The sequence below is a fragment of the Mycobacterium sp. genome, from assembly GCF_035499775.1.
Lineage (GTDB): Bacteria > Actinomycetota > Actinomycetes > Mycobacteriales > Mycobacteriaceae > Mycobacterium.
In genome coordinates this window covers 1-14,327 of record NZ_DATJYB010000299.1, presented here as the reverse complement: position 1 = coordinate 14,327, position 14,327 = coordinate 1, and the positions used below count along the sequence as shown (strand labels likewise).

The window sequence follows — 14,327 nt, the reverse complement described above, 5'->3', positions numbered from 1 at the left end:
CATTGTCGATTGGTGTGCATTTTCCTGTTTATGTTACGGTTAGTCGTGGATGTATCTTGATTACATCCAAGTGAAGGAGAAAGAAATTAGTAGGGTACAGGGCACCGTGAAATGGTTCAACGGGGAGAAGGGTTTTGGCTTTATCACCCCGGACGGCGGCGCAAAAGATGTGTTCGTTCACTATTCTGAAATCCAAGGGAGCGGCTTTCGCTCGCTTGAGGAGAATCAACGAGTAGAGTTCGAAATCACCCAGGGAGCGAAAGGCCCTCAGGCGGCTGGAGTGACCGCCGTCTAGCGATTCGTTACGAAAACCTCTAGGACTGATCGGGCATGGTCCGTCAACCCCAGAGATTTTTGACACAAGAAATTGTGCTGTTCAACTCTGGTCGAAACCCAGGAACTGCCCGGTACGAGAGGTGCTCTTCCGCGTATATTGGCTAGATTTTGGGCGTAGTCCTCCATGAACGACGTGGCAGGAGACTTTTGACCATCGTGGTTGTGGCGCTTTTTGTTGTCGGAGGATATTCAGCTGCCCGACACGAAAATGCGTGTCGAAACCGTCGGATTCGGCCGCAACGGGCAGTGCCACCAAACAACTCATTTACGGTGTAAGATATATACCGTCGAGCGCTTTCCTTTGAGCGAATAACAGTCGGCGCAATAGAAAGAACCCATGATGTCTGAGTCAACACTTATCTCGCCTTATGAAAAGCGCTTAAGACTCGTACGGGACGCCTTGACGACGTACTCTCCGCTTGACGACGCCGCCGCGGGCGAGCTTGCGGTACATGTACTTCACGCACTGAACTCGATCCCTGAGAAGATGCGCTGAGCCGCTGAACGATTTCGTTCGCTGAGGTTGGCGCTGCCAGACGACGGCGACGTGTGTCTGCTTCCGGCGGCGATCTTCGTCTTGTCCGCGGGTCGCCGAACGGCACTCGGCGACAAGCCTTTTCGAAGCCTGGGCGATCACCAAGCCGACGGGCCTCCTCGGTCCGGGTTACCTGGCCGACCAAGCCAAGCGGCGCCTCACGGGTGAGGGTGCCGTGCCGACGCCGGTATCCGTCGGCGTGCGCATCCTGGCCACGCGCAATATGCCGTAGCCGCTCATTGGGTGTAGCGTCCCGCCGCCGAACTCGTCGCCTTCGACCCCGCGCATCGGGCCGCGCTCGCACTTCTCATCGATTACGCCGACACAGTGGCCAAACCGAACGGCGACGCCGCCTGGCCATGGCCTGAGTCGCGACTCACGTACGCGAATGCGGTTCTGCCCGAGGCGATGATCGCCGCCGGCGTTGCGCTTGACGATTGGGCACTGCGGCAACAGGGCTTGGATCTGCTGGGTTGGCTGATCGAATACGAAACGGCCGGGGATCACCTCTCGCCCACTCCGGCAGGGGGCAGAGCGCCGGACGACGTTCGGCCCGCGTTCGATCTGCAGCCGATCGAGGTGTCCACCCTCGCCGACGCGTGCGCGCGTGCCGCTACCATTGACCCCGCTTCGATCTGGCCCAACGGAGTCCGCGCCGCTGCGGCCTGGTTCATGGGCGCCAACGACGCGCGACAGCTGATGTGGGACCCCCAGCCGGCGGTGGATTCGACGGCCTGCACGCCGATGGGGTCAACCGCAACCAGGGCGCGGAGTCGACTCTGGCAGTGCTCTCGACGATGCAACACGCTCGACGATTCTCGACTGTGCGGCAATGACTTCCGTGCAGAGTGCGCTCCTTACACGCAGCCCCCAACGGCTCTCGGCCAACCCTTCGCGGGTCATCACCCCGACTCTTCGTGCCAGGCCAGGAAGGTTTCGAGCGACAGGAGCCCCGAGCGGGAGCGGTGCTGGCGCGGATCCTGGCCCTGGACGAAGCGCGGGTACGGTCTTCGCTAGACGATGTCGTCATACGCTTCGACGAGCGTCACCGCGATCTTGCTGGCACCTTCCGTCGGCATGCCCAGGAGCTCGCCGATCGGCCGGATCCCGGCAGGGAACTCTCCGAGGCGCGAAAGTTGTTGCTGGGCGCGGCGTTCACCAGCGAATACGCCATTGAAGGTGCGGCGTTGTGCAACCCCAGCATCTGCTCGATCTCGACGATCCGACAAGGATTCTTGGCCAGCTGCCGCAACCGCTACTGAGCCCCGCTACCGATGAGCAGGACGGCTACGTGCCCAATGTTGTCTACAGCTGCGGCGCACTGGTCCACGCCGACACGCTGGTGCTGCCGTACGGCATCGCTGACGCCGCCATCGGTATCGCCACCGTGGCCTTACCCGAACTCCTCGCAGTTCTGAGCCGCTGAGACCCAAGACATTTCAAACGGCGCCACCGTGCTTACGCCGTTGGTCAACGATGTTGACATACTACCGTGAAGGGCGTTTACTGGAGGTCTGCCGGAAATCAGCCATCGCCGGAGTTCATCTGTAATTGCTGATGGATCAATGTGTTTCCTTCTGTTCCCGGGAAATCAATTCGACCACCGCACAACGACGACACGCGTGGAGAAAACCCCGAGTGCCTGCGTGCGAACCCTGTTTAGGAGAACGACCACGATGACATCTGACAACGAACAACGAGATACTTTCGGCGAGCACGTGCTTCACGTCGGTGCGGGTTTCAAAGAAAAGGAGCGCCAGCACGTCCTGGAGACGTTGTCTACACTCGGCCCGCACCTGCTGGGACGATGGGATCCGCGGGACATTGATGTGGAAATCTCGTTGCAGGACCGCGACGGCAAGGAGCAGCGCGTTACTTTGCGGACGAGCCTGCCCGGCCATCCGCCGCTGATAGCGGTTGCTGAGAACCCGGACATCACTCGCGCCATCTGCGAAGCAAAGCGCGAGCTGATCCGCCAACTTGAACACCAGAAGTCGGCGCGGGACCCCATGAGCAGCCGCCGGCGCAGCAGCTCGACGATTCGCCATTAGGGTCACCTCCGCGCCGTGGCGATCGCCCGATTTTGTAAGAGAGACAACAACAACAGCTACCAGCTCGGTTATGCGGGCAGACAGAGAGACGAGCATGACGCACATCACCGAACCGCGGGTTATCGGCAACCATGCCGCCATGGGCAGATCGACGCCGGCGGTCATCGACAGGCCGTACCTGACACTCCACCAAGTACTCCGCGCAGGTGTACGCCGCGCCGCGGTACGCAAAGATGCGGCCGCGGCACAGTCGACGTGGGATTCCGAAGGTGGGGCAAACGACGCGGGGGAGTAGTGACAAGTCTGTGCGCGGCCTCTGGTGTTGCGGGGTCATCAGAGACCGCGCATCACCGCGTGCTAGGTCGGGCCGTCTAGGGCATGAATCATGTTGCGGCGCATAGACGCTGTATGTCGCGATGAGGCTTGCCCCGGAATCGGTGGCGGTGGCCGTCATTGAGGCCCCGCGGCGATTCGGCGGCGCCCTGTTGCGTTTTGCGCCGGTTGTTGCGGTTGCGGTCGTGATGGCCCAATCCGGGTTTTGCGGAGCAGAGCCCGGGTGTGTGCCGATTTTTCGGCCTTCCACCAGCGATGCCGACGACGGTTACCGGGCGCTTAGCCCCCGGTGCCGTGTGTTGGGTGTGCAGGGGTGACAGTCCCATGGGGACGCGTCTGCATAGTGAACTCCCTATCGGGGGATCACCGGGGTGCCCGGTTGCGAGCGATTGTTCTCACGCTGTCCCCCCGGGGGGCAGGGTGTTCCGGGCCGGCTGGACCATCAACCGTCACCGACTCTACCTGTGGGCATCGGACTCGGGATCGTGAGAGGTGGGCCGCGACAGTCAACCATTGTCGTGAACCGGGTTGGGGTAGCTCGCAGCGTTGGGCGACCGCGTTATCGCCCACGATCTGATTGGTTAGTCGTAGTTGCGGCGTCGGCTGCCAGCGCGCGCTGCTGCCGGTTGCCGACCGTAAGACCAGCGACCGAGGAGCGAACCCCTCTTCCTCCTCGGTCGGGTCGTAGCGGATTCCGAGTTCACCGTTGAGCCGGTGGTCTCGTCGACAGGCTGGCGCTCGAAGTCGTGGTCTCGGTTCACAAACGCCGCTTCGCGCTGGGACCTCTTGAGTTCACGGCGAGCGTCGCGGCCGCGACCCGCGGTGCGCCGCGCACCGGCCAGCAGCACGCTCATACCTAGCATCGCCAGCGCGCCGATCACGATCCCGAAGAGGAACAGAGTGCCGGTCGACCCGGTGACGTGGTAGCCCAAAACCGAGAAGTTCTCGCTCAGCAGATGAGCGGCTCCGGCATTCTCCATCACACCGATAACCCCGACGAAGACGGCAAAGAGCAGAACAACTAATCCAACTATGACAAGCATTTCGAGGTCTCCGATTGCGGTGCTAGGTACCAATTACACGCGTTCGACGAGGGGATGTCAACACCGTTAACAATTGGTGTTTATCAGCAATGTTGACTAAGGGTGCTAAATTAGGATCGGTAGCCGCTCGATGATGCGGCAGAACGGGAGCGCTGTGGCCATGACGAGACAATCGACAGGCCTCGACGCGGACGCTGACGACGAGGACCCGTTGGCCGCCGGTGCAGCCAACGGTCAACTCAACCGGTCGATGATCCTGCAGACCGCGCTACAGATCGTGGACCGCAACGGTGCGGATGGACTGTCGATGCGTCGGCTCAGCGAAGCGGTGGGCCGAGATCCGGTGGTCCTCTACCGGCACGTCCCCAACAAGGCCGCGCTGCTCGACGGTGTCGTCGAGATGGTGCTCGCACAGCTGTCGGTGGACAGTTCCGACCCGGACTGGGCCGGCCAACTGCGTACCGTCGCCCGCGATTTCCGGCAATTGGCCCTGACACATCCGAACGTGGTGCCGTTGCTGGTCACTCGACCGTTGGCCACGCCACTCGGGCAGCGGCCGCCGGGAATGCTACGGCCATTAGAGGACGTCCTCGCACTGCTCACCGCTGCCGGCTTCACCGGCGAGGAAGCTCTACACATCTACCGGGTGCTGTTCGGCTACCTGTACGGCCACATCCTGAATGAGTTGCAGGAGGTTATCGAGCGACCCGAGGAAACCGACGATGTGCTCCGGCTCGGTCTTCACCGATTCGCGATCACCGAATTCCCTCACCTGCGCGCGCTGGCACCCGTCCTAGCCTCTTACGACGGCGCCGCCGAACTGGACAGCTTCCTCGAACTGCTGCTCCCTGGCATGACCTCGATCCTCGCGGGCCGCGACGCACAACCCGCAACCGTCTGAGATGCATCCGCCGTTGGTCAGCTCACCGACTGAGCTCGACCCCGTCGGACTCGTGTTGCAGATTGACGTGCACATCGAATCCTGCAGCCGCGCGCGTTGCTCCGAGAACCTCCCGGTTCCTGGGTGCGGCGAAGGGAAGCCGATCGGTGCGGCGGTGCAGGATCGCGTCGGCCCAGCGGCGTAATATCGTCCCTACCACCATCTCGTGACGGTTTCGACACGGCTAGGGACTGGGCTTCGGTGTCGATTCCCAGCTCTGCCAAGACTATTGAGCGCAGGTATGACGGGGTTCACCGAGGATGCCGACGAGTTTCCGTTGGGGTCGCTGAGCGCGAAACAGGCTAGCGCCGACGCCGCCGACTTGCGGGCCGGGATCGACGAGTTGGCGGGCTTGGTGGCCGGCAGTCTGGGGTTGCCTGCGTTGCTGGCTGAGGTGTCGACGTTCGCAGTGCAAGCGATACCGGGCGCCGAGGGTGCCGGGGTGACTTTGTTGCGGGTCGACCGAGCGGACAACATGGTCGAGGCGTTGGCCGCAAGTGCACCGTTTGTCGCCGAGATCGACGAGATTCAGTACGTGACCCTCAAAGAGGGGCCCTGCATCACCGCGGCGCTGCAGCGGCGCACAGTGCGGTCCGGGTCGTTGGGTGGGGAGAAGATGTGGCCTCGGTTTGGTCCGCGGGTGGGCCGATTGGGCGTACACAGTGCGCTGTCGCTGCCGCTGCTGGTGTTGGATCAGGTGATCGGGGCGATCAATGTGTACGCGCACGACAAAGACGTCTTCGATGAGCACGCCGCCGAACTGGGGGAACTGTTCGCCAAACCCGCGGCGGTGGCGGTGCATAACGCCCAGATCCTTTCGCACGCGTTGGCGCTGACCGCGCAGTTGCAGACGGCGCTGTCGACGCGTCCGGTGATCGACCAGGCGATCGGCCTGATCCGGGGACGCAGTGGGCGCAGCGCCGAGGAGGCGTTCAACCAGTTGCGGGCGATCAGCCAAGCCGAACACCGCAAATTGGTTGAGGTGGCCCAACACATCGTCGATGAAGCCGTCCGCCGCGCCCGCGCCCGACACAACCCGACCTGAGCCCGAACCGCGAGTTCGAGTCACGGCCGAATTGTCGCTGCAATGGTGTGACGCGCGTAGGTTGGAGGGCGGGGAAACAGTCAACGCGACCAGTCCTGGCTTGCGTCGCGTGTTCCCCACCGTGCAGGCGGCTCGCCTGTTCGGCACCGGCAGGCTCGATCCGCGCTCGGGAGCGCCCAGCGGAGCAACCCGCTCATGAAGATCCGTGCGGCACTGGCCGCCGATTTGGGCATCCTCACCGCCGCCCTGGATGAGTCCGACGCCGACATGCTGCAGAATTTGCACCAATTGGGCGTTAACGCCCAAGCGGCGCTGTCCACCTATCTCGGTCTGAGCGTGACCGTCGACGGCGGTGATGATCCGCCTTTCACCTTCACTACCCTTGACGACGGCGCGGCCGACGACGTTCGCGCCTCGCTTCGGCTGACGCTGCCCGGCGTCGGTGCGGGCCGGGCAGCGCCGATGGTTGCCCTCCTCCTCTATGCGGGCACGCCGGGAGCGTTTGTCGACCTCGCCGCGGACCTGGCGTGGCTAACCGGCCGCCCGCTCGACGATTTCGCGCTCGATCAGCATCTCAGCGTCCCTGGCAAGCCGGACACCGGGACATATCTGGGAACGGCGTCGGTCATCAATCAGGCCATCGGTGTCCTCATCGGCCGCGGCTGCACGCCGGGGCAAGCTCATCGGGAACTGGACATCCAAGCTGATGGCGGCGCTGATCGGCACACCGCCGCCCAGTTCATCCTTGAGACGCTCACCGCCGCGGACCCGGCCGACGACGAGCGCACCGATCAGGAGCCCAACATCAGCTGAGCGGGTAAACGCGAATATATCCCCGCTGCGATGGCGCCGCCACCGTCGCTGACCGTCGTGGCGCGTCCCCGAAGAGGCGTTTCGCTGTCGGACTGTTTGCGGTGAGCCGGTTGAGTCGCGCGTTCAGCGCCACGCGCGTCACGGCGCCGACCCTCCCGCCCAGCAGCCAGGTGCCGTTGCCGAACACCCCGGCAGCGAGTACACCGTGATCGTGCGGATGACCTTCTCGGCCAACGTAATGCCACATGTGAACAGCGTCGTCTCCGGCCGGCGAGAACCGAATTGTGCTGGTGCCAAGCCAACCAAGACCACGCTGCGAAATCGAGCAGCGGTGTGTGACCGTCCCCATTGGCACCCAGGCCGACCGGACCATCGGTTGGCCGGCCACTGCGCCGACACTGGATCATCCGGCGCCGCCGGAGCTCCCAGAAGTCCCCACCCTGGTGAGGCCCGAAGCGGCGAGGCCGAACCCAACCCCGCAAGGGGAACCCACATGAGTGTGCGACGCAAATACACTCGACGGCAAAGGCTTGTCGAGCAGCTCGTGGGCGGCGAGCCGACTCGTGCCGCTCGGTGGTGCGGCCAATTACCCCCGCCGAGGAAGGTGGGCAGGTCACAATGATCACGGGTCGGTGATACGCCGATGAGAGGGAGCTGAATGATCGACAAAGAGCAAGCGCAGCACATGACTGATGTTGCCAGCGAGTGCAACCGGCTCAACGAGGTATCGCAGCCGCTGGGGTATGCGGTCAGCGCGACGACGAGTGTGGAGGATCAATCCACGCAGCAATTTACGCTTCATCGGCTGGACCAGCTCGTCGCCAGCGGCCCAAAGTTCGCAACGACCGAGCAGGTTCGTGCTCACCTCGAGGCAATCGCGAAGCTACCGCTCTGGCGACTCGATCTCGTCAACAACAGCGCGATCGTCTTCGATCCAGCTCAGCTTGAGGTCACCGATGCCACCACCGGTGAGAGCTTCAGCTTCAGGGGTTGGGGCTTGGGAGTAGCACAACTGGCGGCAAGCGGTCACAGCCCAGGCGCTCAGGAGGGCGCTACCAATCTCACTGTCCGTTCTGAGGATCCCCCAACTATCGGGAATTGGTACAAACCGGACGTTCGGTGATGGTGCGCTGCCCGCGAAATGGATATCGACCCGCTTCAGCACCGCGGCCACGCCGCACTGGGCGGGCAACTGGCTGCGGGTCCACCCAGAGGGGTAGTGTTGTTGTTGCTGAGTCCTTCAGCCAGTCCGGAAGCTAGTTTGGCTGTACGCCGCTGAACTTGATGAGCGTTCGCTCGCGCCGCACATTCGAATGTCTACCGATTGCGGTCGAGAGAGCATGCAGATTCGCTCATTCCTTTGTTAGCCCGGAATTCGGAAGACTTCCAACTCCGCGTTCACCCGACCCGTGCTAGTCGGTTTGTCGATCACTTGATCGGCGACGAAGCGGGAAACAGCCGTGTCGGTGCCGGGAATACCCGGCCGCGTACCTATGGACGCGCCGATCAGGTTGGCGCAACGTCAAACCGGCCGGGGGCCAAGCAAAATGAGCCCTTCGAATACTGACCCGGCCAATCCTCCGTTCATACATCCAAGAGAAATCAGACAGCTGTCATGATCCGGAATCGTGCTCATCGTTCTGGGGCTTCTGCTCCCGAGCCTTGTCCCTACCTTCGCCCATCTTATTTTGGTGGTCGGGGTCATCCTGCTCGTCGTCGGCGTCATATTGGCGGTGGTGGGAGCGATGGGCCGCGGTGTCGGCGGGCGCCACCATTACTACTAACAAGCCAGATCTACTCAACGGGTAGCCGGTTCGGGCTGCCGAAGCCGATGTCAACGCGGCATAAGCCGGCGGTCTGCAACAAACAAGGCGCCGATTATCGCCGTGGGGGCAGCGACCTCCCGCGATGAACTCAACCAATTGTTTGAGCGCGCAGACAAATTGGGTCTGCTCGCACAGACATCGGCAACAGCTGAGCGCGCAACTACCCGGAACATCTGAGTCCGCGACTCGCGAGGAACCGCAGAGCCGTAACCAGCTGCGTAGTTCGGCGTTCTTCGTTGCCGAAGAACGCCGGGAACCCACATAGAAGCCCGACTTAAGGGAGGAAAAGATGGCGATCATTGACATTCCGGCCTTCGCTCACCTGTCCGAAGCCGACATCGAGAATCTCGCCGTTGAGCTGGACGCGATCCGGCTGGACATCGAGGATTCCCGCGGCGAGCGCGACGCGCGCTACATCCACCGCACCATCGCCGCGCAACGCGCCCTCGACGTAGCCGGCCGGCTCATGCTGGCCGGCAGCTCGAGACGCTCGGCATGGTGGGCGGGAACGGCGGCACTTGCTCTGGCCAAGATCATCGAGAACATGGAGATCGGCCACAACGTCATGCACGGCCAGTGGAACTGGATGAACGATCCCGAGATCCACTCCACGACATGGGAGTGGGACATGACCGGGACATCACAACACTGGCGCTTCAACCACAACTTCCAGCACCACAAGTACACCAACATCCTGGGCATGGATGACGACGTAGGCTACACGGTCCTTCGAGTTACCCGTGACCAGCCCTGGGAGCCCTTCAACATCGGCAACCTGCTGGTCAACACCATCCTCGCGCTGGGATTTGAGTGGGGAATTGGCTTTCAGGCCATCGAGTTCCGCAAGATCTTCCAGGCCGGCCCGGACCGCGCAATCAACGTCCGGCACTTGCGCGAGCTCTTGGCCAAGGCGGGAAGGCAGGTGGTCAAGGACTACGTTGCGTTCCCGGCGCTGACCTCGTTGTCACCGGCGGCAACCTACAAATCGACGCTGAAGGCCAACGTGGTGGCCAACGTGATCCGCAATGTCTGGGCCAACGCGGTCATCTTCTGTGGGCATTTCCCCGACGGCGCAGAGAAATTCAAGGAAACCGACATGATCGGCGAAACCCCGGGTCAATGGTATCTGCGTCAGATGTTGGGCAGCGCCAACTTTCACGCCGGTCCAGCGATGCGGTTCATGAGCGGCAACCTGTGCTACCAGATCGAGCATCACCTTTATCCCGATCTGCCCAGCAACCGGCTGCACGAGATCTCGGTACGGGTCAGGCAGGTCTGCGACAAGTACGACCTGCCGTACACCACAGGCTCCTTCCTGATGCAGTACGGCCAGACGTGGCGCACCATCGCTAAATTGTCGCTGCCGGACCGCTATTTGCGCGATACCGCCGACGACGCTCCGGAGACCCGCAGCGAGCGGATGTTCACCGAACTGGAGCCCGGTTTCGCCGGGACCGACCTAGCGACAGGGCGCCGCCGCGGGCTCAAGACGGCGATCGTGGCGGTCCGCCAACGGCGGCGGCGCGACTCGGGCCTCGGCGGGAGACATCGACCGGGGCGGCGTTGATTAGGCCTGGGTCGTCAGATGGCGGTGATTTACTGGCTCGGTAACCTACGGAACCGTAGGTTGGGTTATCCTCGACGAGGGAGCCGCGGGAACAATTGTCTGTGACGACGTGCCGACATGCCGCAACACGATTGGATGGAGTCCGGGTTCAGTTGAGTGAGATGAAATATCTCGATCTGCATGGTGAGCGTGTTGCCTATCGGGACGAGGGGGCCGGCGAGTCGCTGTTGTTGATTCATGGCATGGCGGGAAGTTCGGCGACTTGGCGGGCGCTTATCCCTCAGTTGTCGAAGAAGTATCGGGTGTTGGCACCGGACCTGTTGGGGCATGGTGAATCCGCCAAGCCGCGGGGTGACTATTCGTTGGGTGCGTTCGCGGTGTCGCTGCGTGATTTGCTCGATGAACTGGGCATCAGCCAGGCGACCGTGGTCGGTCAGTCGCTCGGCGGCGGTGTGGCCATGCAGTTCACCTATCAGCATCGCGCGTATTGCCAGCGGCTGGTTCTCATCAGCAGCGGTGGGCTGGGTCCCGACCTGAGCTGGATACTGCGGCTCTTGTCGGCGCCCGGCGCTGAGCTGGTGTTGCCGCTGGTCGCGCCGCAGCCGGTGCTGAACGTCGGCAACAAGCTGGGGTCGTGGCTCAGGTCGGCAGGAATCCAATCGCCGCGCTCGGGCGAGATGTGGAAGGCCTACTCGTCATTGTCGGATAGCGGGACACGGCAAGCGTTCCTGCGCACGCTGCGCTCGGTGGTGGATTACCGCGGCCAGGCGGTTAGTGCGCTCGGCAAGCTGCATCTAAGTTATGGACTACCCACCCTGCTGATTTGGGGTGAGCAGGATCGGATCATTCCTGTCGCCCACGGCTACGCCGCTCACGACGCCGTGCCGAGTAGTCGACTTGAAGTGCTCGCCGGTGTCGGACATTTTCCGCATGTCGAGTCCCCGACCGAAGTGGTGGACCTCCTTGACGATTTCATCGCCACCACAGCGCGGGATGCCGACCTGGCGAATCAAAGATCATGATCAGCACCCGCGCTGCGGCGAGCGCTTCGCGTCTCTGTCTGGTGTGTTGCAAGCAGCTCTGGCTCGCCTGACCGGCGACTTCGGACACTTTCGACGTCGCAGCGCTCCGGCGAGAATGCCGCATCCTGTCGGCTGCAAGTCGAATCAGCTTGGAGCACTTACATTTTGGTGTATCGGGCCATGGCGAAGCTATACAAGCCGTGGGTGATGATTCCCAGGCCGGCGGCCATCACGAGTCCCGCTCCGTAAGGTTGGGCCCCGAGTGTCTTGAGAGCCCCGTCGAGTCCGGTGGCCTTGTTCGGCTCAGAACGACTCGCCGCGACGATCACCAACATCCCGGCACCGCTGATCACCAAGACTTTACCGATGTAGCCCACAATGCCCAGTCGCCGCACCAGGTCGCCGGAATTGCCCTTGAGGTCGTCGAGAAAGTTGCGGCTGGCTCCCTTGTAGACGTGATATCCGCCCCCCGCGCCGATGATCACGCCGCCGGTGATGAGTGCGATAGTGCCGGCGCCGGTCTCCATCAGGCGTGCGCTCATCGCCGAATTCTCGCTGCCGGTGGACTTACCGGCGCCCCGGGCGAATCCGAACGCAGAGTATGCGATGGCGAAATAGACCACTGCTAACGCGAAGGCCTTCGCCCGGTCCAATATTTCCGATGCTGTGCCTTGAGATTTCGGGTCGGTCGACCGACCAAGGGCTGTTTCGACGAGGCGCCACAGCGCCATCACCACAAGCGCGACCGCGGCGACCCACAGCGCGACGAAGCCACCGGGTTTGGCTGCCAATGCCGCTAGGGCCCCGGATTGGTCAGCGGTGCCGGCGCCTTTCTCGAGAGCAATACGGATCGCGAGGTAGCCGATGGCCAGGTGCAGCAGGCCGCTCACGACGTACCCGGCGCGGGCGAATCGTTCGAACACACTGTTTTGGGCGATCTGTGTCGCGGTCGTCGGATCACCCACCGTGTAGCGGCGGCTACGCCAGCGACAACGCATACGGTCAAGTGTTCCACTAAGGATGAGCAGAGCGGTCCGATGCTGCTGGTGTTGGTGGTCTCGTACGGCAGGTGATAGGGGTCCACACCCGAACGCCGGCGGAGCCTACGCGGTCGCCAAAAAGGACCTCGGCCGGACGGTGAGCCTGTTGGCTGCGGCCAGCCTGGTCGTCGGCTACGTGCTGACAGTTGCGGTCAGTCTGGCGGCCGGGGCAGCCAGTCTGGGGAGCGTCTTTCCGGTGATGTCGCATCCCTTGCTGGCCATGATGCTGGCCGGGCTTGGACTGAGCCCTCCCCACTCACTCCGAAGACTGGGGCCTTACTCCGGCAATTCGGGATTATGTTGGGCGCGTAGCCCTTTCAGCGAGAATGTGCGGCACCCTAATAGCAAAGGCTCTGATGGCCTGACCCGATTTAGCCGTTCGCGATCCCAGCAACTGGCACGACCCCGGTCTTCATCATTCCGGCGAGGCGGGCGAGTCAGCGACACGCGCGGTGGCAGGGCGAGTATCCGGTAGAGGCGCGGGCCAGGGCAGCAACACGATTTTGCCGCCGAGTCCGCCGGCGTCGATGCGGGTGTGGACTTCGCGGGCGGCCGCCAGGGGTAGGCGATCGATGACGACGGGATGGATGGCGCCGTCGCGCAGCAGGCCGAACAGTGTGGCCATGTCGGCCTTGAACTCTTCCGGTTGCTTCCTTCGTCGCGAGGTGATGCTGTACCACACCGCGCTACGGCCGCTGAACAGGAGCTTGAACGCGCCCCAGAGGTGGAGCCTGGCCAGGCCAAGTCCGGCGGAGAGCAGGCCTTCGCGCCCGTCGGCCATGGTCTGCGACCCGTAGCCGACTAGCAGCCCACCGGATGCCAGACAGGCGAACGAGCGAGTGAAATGGGCGCCGCCGATCGCGTCGAAGGCGGCATCCACGCCAGCGCGGCCTTTGTGACCGTTGGGTTGTGCGGCGGTGAGCTTGCGCACTGCTTCGACGAAGTCGCCGTCGCGATAGTCGATTGCCTTGGCGCCAAAGCTTTCGACCACGGCCATGTTCCCCGCAGAGCAGGTACCGATGGCGTTCAGGCCAAAATGCCGCGCCAGATCGAGCAGCGCCGTGCCGACCGTGCCCGAGGCCCCGATCGCGAGAATCGTTGCACCCGGCGACAAGTGGCGGTAGCGGGTGAGCATCTGGAAGGCGGTTAGGTAGGCCAGCGGGATACACACCGCCTCGGCCGGATCGACGCCATCGGGGACGGGCACCAGGAACCGCGCCGGCCGGATTGCGTACTGCGTGTAGCCGCCGACGACGCACAAATCGGCCACCATCTGGCCCTCGTGCAGACCGGCCACACCGGGACCGAGCTTGTCGACGATTCCGACGATGTCGTATCCGGGAGTGAACGGCACCGGCCCCTTGTAGTCCGGATAGCGGCCGCGCCGAATGAAGATGTCCGTGAAGCCGGTGCCGGCGGCCAAGACCTTGATGCGAACCTCGTCGGGACCGGGGTCGGGGATAGTCGTTTGCTCCGTCAGTTCCATCACCTCAGGGCCGCCGAACCGCGAGATAGAAATATTTTGCCAGGTCATCCTCTTACCGTAAACCTAAAACGTTACGACGAGGATTTTTGTGGCTATGTCACTGATCGCCGAGTTTGCTGGCAGGGCGGACGCGCAGCATGTTCAAACAGCGTCCCCCGCGTGCTGCGGACGGGCCACAAAGCGACCCAGGACTACGCGCACTTCGCGGTTGCTGAGGCCAGGCGTCATGGCGTGCTCCCGACGATGGCCGGTTGTCGATAGCGGCCGTCAGCGAAGTTGTGGTACCAGAT

At 62.9% G+C, this 14,327-nt stretch carries 16 protein-coding genes and 3 pseudogenes; 15 read left to right on the top strand and 4 right to left on the bottom strand.

Annotation, left to right across the window (positions count from 1 at the left end; translation table 11 throughout):
- The first annotated feature begins 49 nt into the window (after window positions 1-49).
- The 7 genes and pseudogenes from VML93_RS19085 to VML93_RS19055 all read left to right on the top strand — a co-directional run bounded on the left by VML93_RS19085 (window position 50) and on the right by VML93_RS19055 (window position 3,217).
- Window positions 50-295: a cold-shock protein gene (locus VML93_RS19085; RefSeq protein ID WP_325613061.1), complete on the top strand. Its 246-nt coding sequence runs from the start codon at window positions 50-52 to the stop codon at window positions 293-295.
- Window positions 296-673: 378 nt separating this feature from the next.
- On the top strand, window positions 674-832 hold the full coding sequence (locus VML93_RS19080) for a DUF6307 family protein (protein ID WP_325613059.1): 159 nt from the start codon (window positions 674-676) through the stop codon (window positions 830-832).
- Window positions 833-1,126: 294 nt separating this feature from the next.
- Window positions 1,127-1,707: pseudogene (locus VML93_RS19075) on the top strand (glycosyltransferase); the annotation flags it as partial.
- Window positions 1,704-2,076 (top strand): annotated as a pseudogene (locus tag VML93_RS19070) (glycosidase); the annotation flags it as partial. The pseudogenes VML93_RS19075 and VML93_RS19070, both read left to right, overlap by 4 nt.
- Window positions 2,061-2,297: a hypothetical protein gene (locus VML93_RS19065; protein ID WP_325613057.1), complete on the top strand. Its 237-nt coding sequence runs from the start codon at window positions 2,061-2,063 to the stop codon at window positions 2,295-2,297. The pseudogene VML93_RS19070 and the gene VML93_RS19065, both read left to right, overlap by 16 nt.
- A gap of 250 nt (window positions 2,298-2,547) precedes the next feature.
- On the top strand, window positions 2,548-2,922 hold the full coding sequence (locus VML93_RS19060) for a hypothetical protein (RefSeq protein ID WP_325613055.1): 375 nt from the start codon (window positions 2,548-2,550) through the stop codon (window positions 2,920-2,922).
- A gap of 94 nt (window positions 2,923-3,016) precedes the next feature.
- Window positions 3,017-3,217 carry a hypothetical protein gene (locus VML93_RS19055; protein ID WP_325613053.1) on the top strand — a complete coding sequence of 67 codons (201 nt, stop codon included), beginning with the start codon at window positions 3,017-3,019 and terminating at the stop codon, window positions 3,215-3,217.
- 619 nt (window positions 3,218-3,836) lie between these two features.
- Here VML93_RS19055 and VML93_RS19050 read toward each other — a convergent pair.
- Window positions 3,837-4,298: a hypothetical protein gene (locus VML93_RS19050; protein ID WP_325613051.1), complete on the bottom strand. Its 462-nt coding sequence runs from the start codon at window positions 4,296-4,298 to the stop codon at window positions 3,837-3,839.
- Window positions 4,299-4,458: 160 nt separating this feature from the next.
- Here VML93_RS19050 and VML93_RS19045 point away from each other — a divergent pair, with 160 nt between their 5' ends.
- The 3 genes from VML93_RS19045 (at window position 4,459) to VML93_RS19035 (ending at window position 7,096) form a co-directional block, all read left to right on the top strand.
- On the top strand, window positions 4,459-5,199 hold the full coding sequence (locus tag VML93_RS19045; protein WP_414686392.1) for a TetR/AcrR family transcriptional regulator C-terminal domain-containing protein: 741 nt from the start codon (window positions 4,459-4,461) through the stop codon (window positions 5,197-5,199).
- Window positions 5,200-5,479: 280 nt separating this feature from the next.
- A complete protein-coding gene (locus tag VML93_RS19040; RefSeq protein ID WP_325613048.1) occupies window positions 5,480-6,283 on the top strand; it encodes a GAF and ANTAR domain-containing protein in 804 nt (267 codons plus the stop codon).
- 195 nt (window positions 6,284-6,478) lie between these two features.
- Window positions 6,479-7,096 carry a hypothetical protein gene (locus VML93_RS19035; RefSeq protein WP_325613047.1) on the top strand — a complete coding sequence of 206 codons (618 nt, stop codon included), beginning with the start codon at window positions 6,479-6,481 and terminating at the stop codon, window positions 7,094-7,096.
- Here VML93_RS19035 and VML93_RS19030 read toward each other — a convergent pair.
- Window positions 7,089-7,343, bottom strand: a complete 255-nt coding sequence (locus tag VML93_RS19030) for a hypothetical protein (RefSeq protein WP_325613046.1) — start codon at window positions 7,341-7,343, stop codon at window positions 7,089-7,091. The two genes, VML93_RS19035 and VML93_RS19030, sit on opposite strands and share 8 nt — an antisense overlap.
- 411 nt (window positions 7,344-7,754) lie before the next feature.
- Between VML93_RS19030 and VML93_RS19025 the strand changes: the two genes are divergently transcribed.
- The 4 genes from VML93_RS19025 (at window position 7,755) to VML93_RS19010 (ending at window position 11,511) form a co-directional block, all read left to right on the top strand.
- The gene (locus tag VML93_RS19025) at window positions 7,755-8,219 is read left to right on the top strand and encodes a hypothetical protein (protein ID WP_325613044.1); all 465 of its coding nucleotides are present in this window, start codon (window positions 7,755-7,757) and stop codon (window positions 8,217-8,219) included.
- A gap of 502 nt (window positions 8,220-8,721) precedes the next feature.
- Window positions 8,722-8,880 carry a DUF6131 family protein gene (locus VML93_RS19020; RefSeq protein ID WP_325613065.1) on the top strand — a complete coding sequence of 53 codons (159 nt, stop codon included), beginning with the start codon at window positions 8,722-8,724 and terminating at the stop codon, window positions 8,878-8,880.
- 331 nt (window positions 8,881-9,211) lie between these two features.
- Window positions 9,212-10,489 carry a fatty acid desaturase gene (locus VML93_RS19015; protein WP_325613043.1) on the top strand — a complete coding sequence of 426 codons (1,278 nt, stop codon included), beginning with the start codon at window positions 9,212-9,214 and terminating at the stop codon, window positions 10,487-10,489.
- Between the two features lie 152 nt (window positions 10,490-10,641).
- Window positions 10,642-11,511: an alpha/beta fold hydrolase gene (locus tag VML93_RS19010; protein ID WP_325613041.1), complete on the top strand. Its 870-nt coding sequence runs from the start codon at window positions 10,642-10,644 to the stop codon at window positions 11,509-11,511.
- Between the two features lie 158 nt (window positions 11,512-11,669).
- On the opposite strand, the gene VML93_RS19005 is transcribed toward VML93_RS19010, so the two are convergent.
- Window positions 11,670-12,509, bottom strand: coding sequence for a DUF1206 domain-containing protein (locus tag VML93_RS19005; RefSeq protein WP_325613040.1), 840 nt, complete (start codon window positions 12,507-12,509; stop codon window positions 11,670-11,672).
- Between the two features lie 39 nt (window positions 12,510-12,548).
- On the opposite strand from VML93_RS19005, the pseudogene VML93_RS19000 reads away from it, so the two are divergent.
- Window positions 12,549-12,795 (top strand): annotated as a pseudogene (locus VML93_RS19000) (amino acid permease); the annotation flags it as partial.
- Between the two features lie 171 nt (window positions 12,796-12,966).
- Here VML93_RS19000 and VML93_RS18995 read toward each other — a convergent pair.
- Entirely contained in the window at window positions 12,967-14,037 is a 1,071-nt protein-coding gene (locus VML93_RS18995; protein WP_325613063.1) for a zinc-binding dehydrogenase, read from the bottom strand.
- Window positions 14,038-14,327 lie beyond the last annotated feature (290 nt).

Excerpts from the sequence above, each read along its gene's own strand:
- VML93_RS19085 (WP_325613061.1), top strand. The coding sequence starts at position 50 with ATGTATCTTGATTACATCCAAGTGAAGGAGAAAGAAATTAGTAGGGTA.
- VML93_RS19080 (WP_325613059.1), top strand. The coding sequence starts at position 674 with ATGATGTCTGAGTCAACACTTATCTCGCCTTATGAAAAGCGCTTAAGA.
- VML93_RS19060 (WP_325613055.1), top strand. The coding sequence starts at position 2,548 with ATGACATCTGACAACGAACAACGAGATACTTTCGGCGAGCACGTGCTT.
- VML93_RS19055 (WP_325613053.1), top strand. The coding sequence starts at position 3,017 with ATGACGCACATCACCGAACCGCGGGTTATCGGCAACCATGCCGCCATG.
- VML93_RS19050 (WP_325613051.1), bottom strand. The coding sequence starts at position 4,298 with ATGCTTGTCATAGTTGGATTAGTTGTTCTGCTCTTTGCCGTCTTCGTC.
- VML93_RS19045 (WP_414686392.1), top strand. The coding sequence starts at position 4,459 with ATGACGAGACAATCGACAGGCCTCGACGCGGACGCTGACGACGAGGAC.
- VML93_RS19040 (WP_325613048.1), top strand. The coding sequence starts at position 5,480 with ATGACGGGGTTCACCGAGGATGCCGACGAGTTTCCGTTGGGGTCGCTG.
- VML93_RS19035 (WP_325613047.1), top strand. The coding sequence starts at position 6,479 with ATGAAGATCCGTGCGGCACTGGCCGCCGATTTGGGCATCCTCACCGCC.
- VML93_RS19030 (WP_325613046.1), bottom strand. The coding sequence starts at position 7,343 with ATGTGGCATTACGTTGGCCGAGAAGGTCATCCGCACGATCACGGTGTA.
- VML93_RS19025 (WP_325613044.1), top strand. The coding sequence starts at position 7,755 with ATGATCGACAAAGAGCAAGCGCAGCACATGACTGATGTTGCCAGCGAG.
- VML93_RS19015 (WP_325613043.1), top strand. The coding sequence starts at position 9,212 with ATGGCGATCATTGACATTCCGGCCTTCGCTCACCTGTCCGAAGCCGAC.
- VML93_RS19005 (WP_325613040.1), bottom strand. The coding sequence starts at position 12,509 with ATGCGTTGTCGCTGGCGTAGCCGCCGCTACACGGTGGGTGATCCGACG.
- VML93_RS18995 (WP_325613063.1), bottom strand. The coding sequence starts at position 14,037 with ATGGAACTGACGGAGCAAACGACTATCCCCGACCCCGGTCCCGACGAG.